The sequence below is a fragment of the Bradyrhizobium sp. USDA 372 genome (assembly GCF_053629095.1).
In genome coordinates, this window is the sequence record NZ_JBRJHR010000001.1 from 7,042,311 (window position 1) to 7,054,874 (window position 12,564).

General features: G+C 64.8%; 11 protein-coding genes and 1 pseudogene. 6 read left to right on the top strand and 6 right to left on the bottom strand.

All coding sequences use genetic code 11. From position 1 onward, the window contains the following. Positions 1-52 precede the first annotated feature (52 nt). The 4 genes from gcl to AB7M16_RS32855 all read left to right on the top strand — a co-directional run bounded on the left by gcl (position 53) and on the right by AB7M16_RS32855 (position 4,034). Positions 53-1,837, top strand: a complete 1,785-nt coding sequence (gene gcl, locus AB7M16_RS32840; RefSeq protein ID WP_453946499.1) for a glyoxylate carboligase — start codon at positions 53-55, stop codon at positions 1,835-1,837. Between the two features lie 13 nt (positions 1,838-1,850). Then, positions 1,851-2,636 (top strand): hydroxypyruvate isomerase, encoded by a 786-nt coding sequence (hyi, locus tag AB7M16_RS32845; protein ID WP_453946500.1) that lies wholly within the window; start codon positions 1,851-1,853, stop codon positions 2,634-2,636. A 12-nt stretch (positions 2,637-2,648) separates the two neighbouring features. Further along, positions 2,649-3,536 (top strand): 2-hydroxy-3-oxopropionate reductase, encoded by an 888-nt coding sequence (locus AB7M16_RS32850; RefSeq protein ID WP_172784291.1) that lies wholly within the window; start codon positions 2,649-2,651, stop codon positions 3,534-3,536. A 114-nt stretch (positions 3,537-3,650) separates the two neighbouring features. Further along, positions 3,651-4,034: a DUF1236 domain-containing protein gene (locus tag AB7M16_RS32855; RefSeq protein WP_172784292.1), complete on the top strand. Its 384-nt coding sequence runs from the start codon at positions 3,651-3,653 to the stop codon at positions 4,032-4,034. A gap of 40 nt (positions 4,035-4,074) precedes the next feature. Here AB7M16_RS32855 and AB7M16_RS32860 read toward each other — a convergent pair whose 3' ends face one another. The 3 genes from AB7M16_RS32860 to AB7M16_RS32870 form a co-directional block, all read right to left on the bottom strand. Continuing rightward, the gene (locus AB7M16_RS32860; protein ID WP_453946501.1) at positions 4,075-4,452 is read right to left on the bottom strand and encodes a VanZ family protein; all 378 of its coding nucleotides are present in this window, start codon (positions 4,450-4,452) and stop codon (positions 4,075-4,077) included. Positions 4,453-4,528: 76 nt separating this feature from the next. Next, a complete protein-coding gene (locus tag AB7M16_RS32865) occupies positions 4,529-5,125 on the bottom strand; it encodes a thiamine pyrophosphate-dependent enzyme (RefSeq protein WP_271511217.1) in 597 nt (198 codons plus the stop codon). Positions 5,126-5,133: 8 nt separating this feature from the next. Beyond that, positions 5,134-5,685 carry a thiamine pyrophosphate-binding protein gene (locus tag AB7M16_RS32870; RefSeq protein ID WP_453946502.1) on the bottom strand — a complete coding sequence of 184 codons (552 nt, stop codon included), beginning with the start codon at positions 5,683-5,685 and terminating at the stop codon, positions 5,134-5,136. A 241-nt stretch (positions 5,686-5,926) separates the two neighbouring features. Here AB7M16_RS32870 and AB7M16_RS32875 point away from each other — a divergent pair, with 241 nt between their 5' ends. Both AB7M16_RS32875 and AB7M16_RS32880 read left to right on the top strand, forming a co-directional pair. Continuing rightward, the gene (locus AB7M16_RS32875) at positions 5,927-6,976 is read left to right on the top strand and encodes a hydroxyacid dehydrogenase (protein ID WP_172784296.1); all 1,050 of its coding nucleotides are present in this window, start codon (positions 5,927-5,929) and stop codon (positions 6,974-6,976) included. Positions 6,977-7,100: 124 nt separating this feature from the next. Further along, on the top strand, positions 7,101-7,313 hold the full coding sequence (locus AB7M16_RS32880; RefSeq protein WP_212256877.1) for a hypothetical protein: 213 nt from the start codon (positions 7,101-7,103) through the stop codon (positions 7,311-7,313). A gap of 3 nt (positions 7,314-7,316) precedes the next feature. Here the strand turns inward: AB7M16_RS32880 and AB7M16_RS32885 are convergent, their stop codons facing one another. The 3 genes and pseudogenes from AB7M16_RS32885 to AB7M16_RS32895 form a co-directional block, all read right to left on the bottom strand. Next, positions 7,317-7,892 carry a GNAT family N-acetyltransferase gene (locus tag AB7M16_RS32885; protein WP_172784298.1) on the bottom strand — a complete coding sequence of 192 codons (576 nt, stop codon included), beginning with the start codon at positions 7,890-7,892 and terminating at the stop codon, positions 7,317-7,319. A 6-nt stretch (positions 7,893-7,898) separates the two neighbouring features. Further along, entirely contained in the window at positions 7,899-10,256 is a 2,358-nt protein-coding gene (locus AB7M16_RS32890; RefSeq protein WP_172784299.1) for an Orn/Lys/Arg family decarboxylase, read from the bottom strand. A gap of 96 nt (positions 10,257-10,352) precedes the next feature. Continuing rightward, positions 10,353-12,559, bottom strand: a pseudogene (locus AB7M16_RS32895) (xanthine dehydrogenase family protein molybdopterin-binding subunit). Between the last annotated feature and the right edge of the window lie 5 nt (positions 12,560-12,564).

Consider the following 12,564-nt stretch of genomic DNA (forward strand, 5'->3'; position numbering starts at 1 on the left):
TTCTGCGCACCTGATGATCTCGTTCGCTGACGCAATTTGAGCGAGGTCCGATATGGCGAAGATGCGAGCTGTCGATGCGGCCGTGCGTATCCTGGAGAGGGAAGGTATCTCGACGGCCTTCGGAGTTCCCGGCGCTGCGATCAATCCGCTTTACTCCGCGCTGAAGAAGCGTGGCTCGATCCGCCACATCCTGGCGCGCCATGTCGAGGGCGCTTCGCACATGGCCGAGGGCTATACGCGCGCCAAGGCCGGCAACATCGGGGTCTGCATCGGCACCTCCGGGCCGGCCGGCACCGACATGATCACCGGACTCTATTCGGCGATCGCCGATTCCATCCCGATCCTCTGCATCACCGGTCAGGCGCCGCGCGCGCGGCTCTACAAGGAGGATTTTCAGGCGGTTGACATCGAGTCGATCGCCAAGCCCGTGACCAAATGGGCAGTGACGGTGCGCGAGCCGGCGCTGGTGCCGCGTGTGTTCAGCCAGGCCTTTCATGTGATGCGCTCAGGGCGCCCGGGGCCGGTGCTGATCGACATGCCGCTCGACGTGCAGCTCGCCGAGATCGAGTTCGACGACGAGACCTACGAGCCGCTGCCGGTCTACAAGCCCGCCGCGACGCGCAAGCAGGTGGAGAAGGCGCTCGAGATGCTCAACACCGCCGAGCGGCCGCTGATCGTGGCAGGCGGCGGCATCATCAACGCCGACGCCTCTGACCTGCTGGTCGAGTTCGCCGAGATCGCCAACGTGCCGGTGGTGCCGACGCTGATGGGATGGGGCGCGATCCCTGACGATCACGTGCTGATGGCCGGCATGGTCGGGCTTCAGACCAGCCACCGCTATGGCAACGCCACCCTGCTGGAATCCGACTTCGTGCTCGGCATCGGCAACCGCTGGGCCAACCGCCACACCGGCTCGGTCGAGACCTACACCAAGGGTCGCAAATTCGTTCACGTGGACATCGAGCCGACGCAGATCGGGCGTGTGTTCAATCCCGATCTCGGCATCGTCTCGGACGCCAAGGCCGCGCTCGAGCTGTTCGTCGCCGTCGCCAGGGAGTGGCGGCGGTCGGGCAGGCTCCGCGAGCGCCAGGCCTGGCCCGCTTCCTGCCGCGACCGCAAGAAGACGATGCTGCGCAAGAGCCATTTCGAGAACGTTCCGATCAAGCCGCAGCGCGTCTATGAGGAAATGAACAAGGCATTCGGCCGCGACACCACCTATGTTACGGTGATCGGCCTGTCGCAGATCGCCGGCGCGCAATTCCTCGGCGTCTACAAGCCCCGCAACTGGATCAATGCAGGGCAGGCGGGGCCGCTCGGGTGGACGCTGCCGGCCGCGCTCGGCGTGCGCGCGGCCTGTCCGGAGCGCGAGATCGTCGCGCTGTCGGGCGATTACGACTTTCAGTTCCTGATCGAGGAGCTCGCAGTCGGCGCGCAGTTCAATCTGCCCTACATCCACGTCGTCGTGAACAATTCCTATCTCGGCCTGATCCGCCAGGCCCAGCGCGGCTTCGATATGGACTATCACGTCCAGCTCTCCTTCGAGAACATCAACGCGCCCGAGATCGGCGTCTACGGCGTCGACCATGTCGCGGTCGCTGAAGGTCTCGGCTGCAAGGCCATCCGCGTCACCGACCCGAAGGACACGCAAGCGGCGTTTGTGACCGCCCGCGAATTGATGGCGAAGCACCGCGTGCCAGTCGTGGTCGAGTTCATCCTCGAACGGGTCACCAACATCGCCATGGGCACGGAGATCGACAACATCGTGGAGTTCGAGGAGGTGCTGGACCTTCCGCTCGACGAAGTCGAGACCACGCGCGTGCTGCAGCCGGCGGAATAGGGGAAGAAGCACCATGCCGAAGTTTGCCGCCAACCTCACCATGCTCTTCAACGAGATGCCGTTCCTCGACCGCTTCGCAGCGGCGAAGGCGGCGGGCTTTGCCGGGGTCGAATATCTCTTCCCCTATGAGTTCGACAAGGCGCAGCTGCGTGAGCAGCTCGAGGCCCACGGGCTGACGCAGGTGCTGCACAATCTTCCCGCTGGCAACTGGGCCGGCGGCGAGCGCGGCATTGCGATCCTGCCCGACCGCACCGCCGAATTCCGCGATGGCGTGTTCCGCGCCATTGATTATGCCAAGGCGCTCGATTGCGAGCAGCTCAACTGTCTCGTCGGCATCGCGCCTGTTGATGCCGATCCGCGCGAGCTTCAGGAGACGCTGGTCGGGAATCTGCGTTTTGCGGCTTCGACGCTGGCGCGGGAGAACATCAAGCTGCTGGTCGAGCCCATCAACACGCTCGACATTCCCGGCTTCTTCCTCAACGGCACCGAGCAGGCGGTGCAGCTGATCTCCGAGGTGAGGTCGAACAACCTCTTCATCCAGTACGACATCTACCACATGCAGATCATGGAGGGCGATCTCGCCCGCACCATGCAGGAATATCTGCCTCAGATCGCCCATATCCAGCTGGCCGACAATCCCGGCCGCCATGAGCCCGGCACCGGCGAGATCAACTATCCCTTCCTGTTCCGCCACCTCGACGCGATCGGCTATCGCGGCTGGATCGGCTGCGAATACAAGCCGCGCACGACGACGCTGGAAGGCCTGTCCTGGCACGCGGCACAGACGTTTGAGACCTGAGGAAACGCAAACATGACCAATATCGGCTTCATCGGACTCGGCACCATGGGGCGGCCGATGGCCGGCCATCTCCTGGCCGCGGGTCATCGCGTTTTCCTGCATGACATTGCGCCGATCGCGCCGGATCTGATGTCCGCAGGCGGCATCGCCTGCACGTCGTCCAGGGAGGTCGCAGAGCAGGCGGACGCGGTCATCATCATGGTGCCGGATACGCCGCATGTGGAGGCCGCGCTGTTCGGCAAGGACGGTGTCGCCAGCGGCATCTCCAAGGGCAAGATCGTCGTCGACATGAGCTCGATCTCGCCGCTGGCGACTAAGGAGTTCGCGAAGAAGATCGAGGCGCTCGGCGCCGACTATCTCGATGCGCCGGTGTCGGGAGGGGAAGTCGGCGCGAAAGCTGCGAGCCTCACCATCATGGTCGGCGGGCCGGAGCGGGCCTTTGGCACCATGAAGCCGATCTTCGACAAGTTGGGCAAGAACGTCACCCATGTCGGCGCCAACGGCGACGGACAGACGACGAAGGTCGCCAACCAGATCATCGTCGCGCTCACCATCGAAGCTGTGAGCGAGGCGCTGTTGTTCGCATCCAAGGCCGGTGCGAATCCCGCGCTGGTGCGCAAGGCGCTGATGGGCGGCTTTGCCTCTTCGCGCATTCTGGAGGTGCATGGCGAGCGCATGGTGAAGCGCAATTTCGATCCGGGCTTCCGCATCGAGCTGCACCAGAAGGATCTCAATCTCGCGCTCGAAGGCGCTCGCTCACTCGGCCTGTCGCTGCCGAGCACGGCCGTGGCGCAGCAATTGTTCTCGTCCTGTACCGCACATGGCGGCAAAGCATGGGATCATTCGGCGATGGTTCGGGCGCTGGAACTGATGGCCGGCCACGAGATCGCAGCTAGCTGAACTGTTACGCCGTAACAGTCTCCAGATGCGGGGTGACTTTCGCCGCAGGGGAACCGGAACAATGATCTGGCCCCGCGGTTGAAGGCGCAGGACAATCACTGGAGACAAAACACCATGAAAACCCGTCTTGCGATTACGTTGGCTGCAGCGTCGCTGCTGGCGTCGAGCGCAGCCTTTGCCCAGTCGACGACCGAACAAGGCGCCAGGGACGGCGCGCGTGCGGGTGGCGACATCGGCGGCCCGATCGGAGCGATGGTCGGCGGCACCGTGGGTGCAGCCGTCGGCGCCGGTCTTGAAATTCCGAATGCGGTCCTGGGCGGAATTCCGCGCAGCGACTCCGTCGTAGTCCACGAGCGCGTCGTGGTTGGCGAGCCCCTGCCACCCACCGTGGTGCTCCGCCCGGTGCCGAATTACACCGAGTATCGCTATGCGGTCGTGAACGATCGCCGCGTGATCGTCGAGCCGCGCACGCGCCGCGTGGTCAAGATCATCGACTGATCGACGCAATCCTCTGTGCCGAGCAGGGCCCTGCGGAGTGTCACTCCGCGGGGCCTTCGCTTGCCACGGCGGAGCTGGTGCAAAAGCGCGAGAGCAGCCGGTCGGCCGTGGCGGCGAGCGCAAAGCCGAGGCAGGCGGTGGCGGCGTCGACCAGATAATCCTCCAGCCGCGCATGGCGGCCGGGTGCCCAAAATTGCATCAGCTCGAGCACGCCGATCAGGATGACCGCAGCCGCCGCAATCAGCAGACGCCGGCGTCGATAGGCGAGGCCGAAGGCCAACCCCACCATGATGAAGGCAAGCGCATGTTCGCCGTCCTGACCGAGGGTGGAATGGGGGCGAAGGCCGGGAGGACCGAGAGTGGCGAACGTAACGGCAGCGGCGAGCAGCCAGGCAAAGGTACGAATGAAAAGCGACATCTGGGTCGCTTAGCACGAATTTGGTCGGGTTGTCGCGAGGCTCGTATCAGATCGCCGTGTAGTTAATGACAAAATGTTAAAGCGGATCGCGCACGCCAAGGCCATGCATGAAACGTTCCCGGATCTGCACGGGGTCGCGACGGGTGGTGCCTACGCCGGGCTTGTCGTCGATCCTGACCGCGATCAGGCAGGGCTCGGAGGCCGCCATCGCATCGTCGACCAGTCGCTCGAAATCCTCCTCGTCCGCGGCCCAGGCGCTGCTCGCAAGACCAGAGCCGATGGCGATGGCGACGATGTCGGCGACGCTGGCTGCCGGTGTCGGCTGCGCGCCGGTGATCTGGTAGATGCCGTTGTCCATCACGATCATCGTGAGGTTTTTTGGCTTCAGAGCCGCGATCGTCGAGAGCGCACCGAGCTGCATCAATAGCGAGCCGTCGCCTTCGAGCGCGAAGACGCGGCGGTCGGGCTGTGCCAGCGCCACGCCGAGCGCGATCGGGAAGGCGAGGCCCATGCTGCCCAGCATGTAGAAATTCTGTGGCCGGTGGCCGGCGGCCCAGAGGTCGAAATTGGTGTTGCCGATGCCGCCGATCACGGCTTCCTCGTGCTCGAGCTTTGCGATCAGCCGCGAGGTCACGTCGAACCGGTTCATCACCTTGGTATTGCCAGTGTTCATCGCCGGCCTCACTTGTCAAAGACCTTGCCGCCCGTCAGCAGCGGGTTGAGGATCAACGCCACCGGCGCCTGTGTGGTGACAGCCTGCCTGATCGAGCGGTCGGTGATGAATTCGAGCTCGTCGAGCCGGGTGATGGTGTGGTGCTCCAGCGCCAGCGAATCCAGCACCGGTCGCATGGTGCGGCAGACCAGCGACTGGCCGTAGTTGAACTCGCCGAGCGTGCCGCGCTCGGAGACGAACATGATCAGCGGAATCTGGTAGGGCACCGCGAGCGAGGCCAGCACGTTGGCGAGCGTGGCAAAGCCGGAGGTCTGCATCAGCACCGCGCCGCGCCGTCCGCCCATCCAGGCGCCGGAGACGATGCCGACGGCCTCTTCCTCGCGGGCGGTCGCGAAGGTGGTGAAGAAGGGATCGGCGTGCAGGTTCTTGATCAGCGGCTTGAGCACGCGGTCAGGCACGTAAGGAATCAGGCTGATCTCGTTCCGCTTCAACGTTTGCAGGACGATGCCGTGCCAGCTTCCGTCGCGGCTCCCCTGCGTCTGCTGTTCCGCAATCGCCATTGCGCTCTCCCTGCGGCCGCACATGCTTCTTGGTTCTGGCCGTCGCGGCAGTCTGCCGAACTTGACGCGAACAGCGGGATTGTCAACATGTCCGCGCCGTCACCATGATCTGCGCCAGCAGGCCTGCCGTGGCCGGCACCGCCATGGCATAAGCGGCGATAACCAGAACACGGGGGGGCACGGGCGGGCGCGCATCGCGCTGACCTTGCGGCTCTCCCTCGCAAGAGCCGGAAGGGTCCTGATGTCCGTCAACAACAAGCGCGTCGTCTACTCCAATTACTTGGCCAATCCGATCTATATCGACATCCTGAAGGCGCGGCCCGACGTGCGGCTCGATCGCATCGAGAACGCAAGCCCCGAGGACGTCTATGGGCCGCTCCTCGGCGCTGCCCACGTCTACCAGGTCGGTGCCGCCCGCGATGAGCTCGCCCCGCATTTCCATGTCGATGCCGCCTTCCTGAAGCGCACGCCGAACTTGCTGCTGGTCTCCAGCAACGGTGCCGGCTTCGACCCGGTCGACGTCGAGGCCTGCACGGCCGCCGGGGTCGTGGTCGTCAACCAGTCCGGCGGCAATGCCCATTCGGTCGCAGAGCACGCGCTGGCGATGATGCTGACGCTGTCCAAGCGCATCATCCAGTCGGATCGCCGGCTGCGCCGCGAGCGCGACGTCAACCGCAACGATCTCGTCGGCAACGAGGTCGAGCACAAGACCGTCGGCATCATCGGCCTCGGTAATGTCGGCCGGCGCATCGCCGCATTGTGCAAGGGTCTGCTCGGCATGACGGTGCTGGCCTACGATCCCTATTTGTCGGCCGAGGTGATGGCCGAGCGGGGCGGGGAGAAGGTCGAGCTCGACGAGCTCTTGCGCCGCGCCGATTTCGTCTCGATCTCCTGCCCTCTCAATAAAGGCAGCCGCAACATGATCAGCACGCGCGAATTCGCGCTGATGCAGCCGCATGCCTATTTCATCACCACCGCGCGCGGCTTCATCCACGACGAGGATGCGCTGCTGCAGGCGCTGCGCGACAAGCGCATCGCCGGTGCCGGCCTCGACGTCTGGTCCAAGGAGCCGCCGCCGCCGGAGCATCCGCTGCTCCAGCTCGACAACGTGCTGGCGAGCCCACACACCGCGGGCGTCACCATCGAGGCGCGCCAGAATATGGGCCGGATCGCCGCCGAGCAGGTGCTGGATGTGCTCGACGGTAAGCGCCCGCCGCGCATCATCAACCCCGAAGCCTGGCCGCGCTATGCGGAACGCTTCAAGCAGGCCTTCGGGGTGACGCCGGGGTAGGGGCGCACCAAGTGCTCTGGATGACGGCCGGGAACTGACCCCCGGCCTTGATCCGCGTCAAAATCTCCTTTCCCCGTCCGGCCTAAATGGGACTAGAGTGCCGGCGGGCAGGCAGGGAGGTCCCATGTCAACTTATGTCGTCAGGTTCATGAAGGACGTGCTCGGCGAATACGGCCGGCAGTGCGAGGTCTGCCAGGGCACGCTTGAGATCGACGCCGCCGACGAGGACGAGGCCAGGGAACGTGCGAAAGCGAGGTTCTGCAAGGACCAGGCGTTGCATCACTGGTCGCTGCATGCCGACCGCATCCATGTCAAAGCGGCCGACTTCCCGTCGTAGGGCCTAACGCCCGGGTGCCGTGACAGGCGGGGGCGTCGTCGTCCCCGCGCCGAGCGAGCGTTGCACCATGACGGTGTCGGACCAGCGGCCGTGGCGATAGGCAACGCCGCTGAGCAGGCCGGCGCGCGCGAAGCCAAACCGCTCGTGCAGCGCCAGCGAGGGCGCGTTGTCGGCATCGATATAGCCGATCATCTGGCGAAAGCCGGCCGCCGCGCAGGCGTCGATCAATTCTTGCAGCAACAGCCGTCCGACCCCGCGGCCGAGATGGGCGTGGTGGACATAGATCGAGTGCTTGGCGGCGTAGCGATAGGCCGGCCGCTTGCGGAACAGCACGGCATAGGCATAGCCGACGACCTCGCCGCGCCAGGTCGCGACCAGATGCGGCAGGCGGGTCTGCTTCAGGTTCTTGCGCCGGTCGCGCAGATCGTCCGGCTCCGGCGCACCGGTTCCCTCGACATCGCGCGGCACGCCATTGCGGACGTGATGGCGGTAGATCGCCAGCATCGCCTCGACGTCGCTCTCGCGTGAGGTGCGCACCAGGACCGCTTCGTCGCTCGCGCGCGCAGCTGTCTCGTTCATCGGCACCTACTCGGTCACGACATAAGTGTAGAGCCCGATGCGCCCGTTCGCGTCGACCTCCTTGTAGACGCCCTGGATCTCGACGTCGAAGCCCGGGAATGTGTTGAAGCAGGTCTCGAACATCTTGAGATAATCGATCATGGGCTTGGCCCGTTCCGTCAGTCGCTCGCCGGGCACGATGGTGGCAATGCCGGGCGGGTAGACCACGAAGGGCGTGGTCGCGATACGGCCGGCGATCGCCTCGATCGGGAGGTAGTCGACGTCGTTCTTGAACAGATAGCGCGCGGCATCGCGGGGCGACATCGCGATCTCGGGCATATGCTCGGGCATGAACTGCCGGGCCTGGAGCGCGCTGACATCGGCGGCGCGGAAGAAACGGTGCATCTCGCCGCAGAGGTCGCGCAGCCGCGCGCCGGCGTAGCGCGCCTGCCGCCGCTGATAGAATTCGGGGATGACATCGGCCAGCAGCGCATTGTCGTCATGCAGCCTCTTGAACGCGACGAGGCCGGAGATCAGCGTGCCCGCCTTGCTCGCCTCGACGCCGGGCGTCAGCAGGAAAAGCAGGGAGTTGAGGTCGTTCTTTTCTGGGACGATGCGGTTCTCGCGCAGATATTGCGCGACGACCGGCGCGGGAATGCCGTGCTCGGCATAGGCCCCGGTCGTACGATCGAATCCGGGGGTGAGCAGCGTCAGCTTGTTCGGATCGGTCATGGCAAAGCCTTCCGCGAGATCGGGAAAGCCGTGCCAGTTGGTATCCGGAGAGAGCTGCCACAGCGCGGGATTGGTGGCGAGCTCGTCGGTCGAGAGGGTCTCCCAGGCGACGTTATGCGCCGCGCCGGGGCGGCTGACATCGGCAATGGCGACGCGATCGGGAACAAACGGCTCGAAGAACCAGCGGCGATCCGGATTCTGCTCCTTCTCCTCGAACTCCCGGCGCATCGCCCGGATCTTCTTGCGCAGCTCGATGCCGAGCCGGATCGTGTCGTCCCACAGCACTTCGCCAGAGCGGCCCTTCATCATCTGCGCGCCGACGTCGAGCGAGGCGAACAGCGGGTAGAACGGCGAAGTCGAGGCGTGCTGCATGAAGCTCTCGTTGAAACGGCGGTGCTCGACGCGACGCTTCTGGCCGCGGATGTGGCGATCCTTGATGTGGATCTGCGAGGCCTGCGAAAAGCTTGCCAGCTGCTTGTGGGTCGACTGCGTCGCGATGATGCCGGGGGCGTCGGGCGGAAGATTTGCCAGCCCCATGGCGAAGCGGCCGGCATAGAGCGGGTGGAATTTCATGAACCCGGCCCAGGCCTCGTCGAACAGGATGTAGTCGCAGAGATGGCCGATGCGCTTGATGATCATCTCGGCGCTGTGGATCGAGCCGTCATAGGTGCACTGCTCGACCACAGCGACGCGGAACGGCCGCTCCCTGCGCCAGGCGTCGCGATCGTTCACCAGGGGATGGTTGCGGATCGCCTCGCGCAGAGCCTTCTCGTCGAGCCTGTCCCAGCGCATCGGGCCGATCAGCCCCCAGGCGTTGCGGACGGTCGGCACATAGACCGGGATGCCGCCATTGATCATCAGCGCGCCGTGATGGGCGGCCTTGTGGTTGTTGCGGTCGAACAGCACGAGGTCGCCGTCGGTGACGAGGGCGCCCAGCGCGACCTTGTTCGAAGTCGAGGTGCCGTTGAGCACGAAATAGGTCTTTTCCGCGCCGAAGATCGCCGCCGCTTCCTTCTGCGCCTTCAGCGCCGGGCCCTCATGGGTGAGGAGGTCGCCGAGGTCGAGCACGGAATTGTCGAGGTCGTCGCGGAACACGGATTCGCCGAGATGCTCGACGAACACGCGCCCGATCGGGCTGCGATTGTAGAACACGCCGCCATTGTGGCCCGGGCAGGTCCAGAGCTGGTTGCCTTCCTCGGCATAGTCGACCAGCGCGCCGAAGAAGGGCGTCTTCAGCGTCTCGGCATATTGCTTGAGCCGGCTGATCAGGTTCTTGGCGATGAAGGTCGGCGTCTCCTCGGAGAGGAAGACATAGCCGTCGATGAAGTCGAGCACTTCGACCGGCAGGTCCTCGAACCGCTTGCGACGGATCAGGAGAATGATTGGGAAGTCGAGGCCGCGGCGGCGCATCAGGTTGATCAGCGCCGAGGTTTTGCCCTCAAGCCCTTTCTTGCCCCAGTCCACCACCATGCAGCCGATCGCGGCATCGGTCTGCACCGCCATCTCGGCATCCTCCAGCTTGCGGGCGCGGACTACCTCGAAGCCGGAGCGTTGGATTTCCTCGATGATCTGGTTGAAGCGGACGCCTTCGAGATCGTCGGCGTCGAACACAGGTGCGGCGAACAGGAAGTTGAAGCGTTTGAAATAGTCCATGTCGGATCCCGAATGTGCAGGAAGATACAGCTCTCGACACATTCGATGACATTTGGATGACATGCCCGAGTGCTGCGACAGGGTTAGCCTGCCGCCTCACTCCAGCAGCTTGTCCAGCGTAATCGGGAAGCGCCGGATGCGCTTGCCGGTGGCATGATAGACGGCGTTCGCAATCGCGGCCGGCACGCCGACGGTGCCGATTTCGCCGAGCCCCTTGATGCCCAACCGGTTGATGCGGTCGTCGGGCTCGTCGACGAAAATGACGTCAATGTCGTGGACGTCGGCGTTCACGGGGATGTGGTATTCGGCGATGTTCGCGTTCATGATGCGGCCGAAAAGCGGTGATCCATCACCGTCTCCTCGTGCAGCGCCATTCCAATTCCCCAGACTACCCCGCCCATGATCTGGCTGCGGCCCGTCTTGGTGTTCAGGATGCGTCCAGCCGCGACCGCACTCACGACCCGGGTGACGCGAATGACGCCGAGCTCTTCATCGATCTTGACCTCGACGAACACGGCCGAATGGGTGTTGCGCGCGTGCGACTTGTCCTCGGGGAACTCGTTCAGCTTCTCCTTCTCGATCCGCTCGACCTGGCCATGGCGCATCGCATCAGCAATCGAAACTGAGCGGCTGCGGTCGGCGGCCTTAGCAACCGTGCCGTCGAGGAGAATGATGTCTGGCACATCGACCCCGGCAAGCGGCGAGGCAGGCATCGCCTTGGCGTATCGCGCTAGCTCGCGGCGAATCTCTTCGGCTGCTCCCAGCACGGCGTGCGCGCTCGAGGCGGCCATCCATGAGCCGCCTTCCACCGGTGCCTGCGGCAGGCTCGAGTCCGCGAGCTTGACGCTGATGTTCTCGATCGGCAGCCCGAGGGCATCGGCCGCGACCTGCGCCACGATGGTGTAGGTGCCGGTGCCGATATCGGACGCAGCGCAGGAGACCTCGGCATGGCCGTTGGCCGTCAGCACGATGCGGACGGCGACCGGCATCTGCAGCGCTTCCCATACACCTGTCGCCATGCCCCAGCCGACCAGTTCCTTGCCGTCGCGCATGGAGCGCGGTGCCGGATTGCGCCTGCTCCAGCCGAACGCCTCCGCGCCGCGGGCGTAGCATTCGCGCAACTGCTTGCTGGTGTAAGGGAGGTCTTCGGTCTGGTCGCGATCCGAATAGCACTTCAGGCGCAATTCGAGCGGATCGAGCTTCAGCGCGACGGACAATTCGTCCATGGCGCATTCGAGCGCGCACACGCCCGTTGCCGCACCCGGTGCGCGCATGTCGCAGGGCGTCGAGACGTCGAGGTCGACCAGCTTGTGGGAATAGTGGCTGTTGGGGCTCTTGTAGAGCTGCTCGGCCCAGCCGGTGTCATTGCGAGAGAAATCCTCGTAGCGGGAGGTCACGGCAATCGCTTCATGGCTGACCGCATCGAGGGTGCCGTCCGGCTTTGCGCCGAGCGCAAGGCGCTCGATTGTCATGGGACGATAGCCCAGGCCATACATCTGCTGCCGCGTCAGCACGACGCGAACAGATCGCTTCAGTGCGAGCGCGGCAAGGGTTGCCAGCACGACCTGGTGTTGCGGCCGCAGGCCTGAGCCGAAGGCGCCGCCGACGTACGGCGAGATCACGCGGATGTCGTCGGGCTTCTTGCCGAAAACGCCGCAGAGAAACTTCTGGACGTTCTGGACGCCTTGCGTCTTGTCGTAGACCGTAAGCCCGCCACTGCCGTCCCAGACCGCCGTCGTCGCATAGAGCTCCATCGGATTGTGGTGCTCGCTCGGAATGACGTAGTCCGCCTCGTGGCGCACGGCCGCGCGCGTCAGGGCTGCTGCCGCATCGCCACGCGGCTTGTGTGGCTGATCCACTTTGGAAGCCTTGCCGCGTTCGGATTCGAGATCGGTCGCAAACGCCTCCTGCTCATATTCGACGCGAACACGGGTTGCGGCGAACTTGGCGGTCTCCCAGTCCTCCGCGACGACCAGTGCGATCGGCTGGCCGTTGAACTTGATCCTGTCGTCATAGAGCGGACGGAAGGGCGAGCCCTTCTCCGGCGCCACCTCATCCTTCCAGGCTTCGTCCTTGTCGGCGAGGGGCGGCCGATGTGCATGGGTGAGCACGTCGACCACGCCCTTCACCTTCAGAGCCTCGCTGGTGTCAAGACGAGCGATGCGCCCGCGCGCGATGGCGGCCTCGACAACGAAGCCGTGAAGAAGACCTTCTGCTGCGAATTCGCCGGCATATTTGGCGGCCCCGGTGACCTTGGCCCGGCCGTCGACGCGCGACGTTGGTGTTCCGACATAGGCGTTCATCGGGA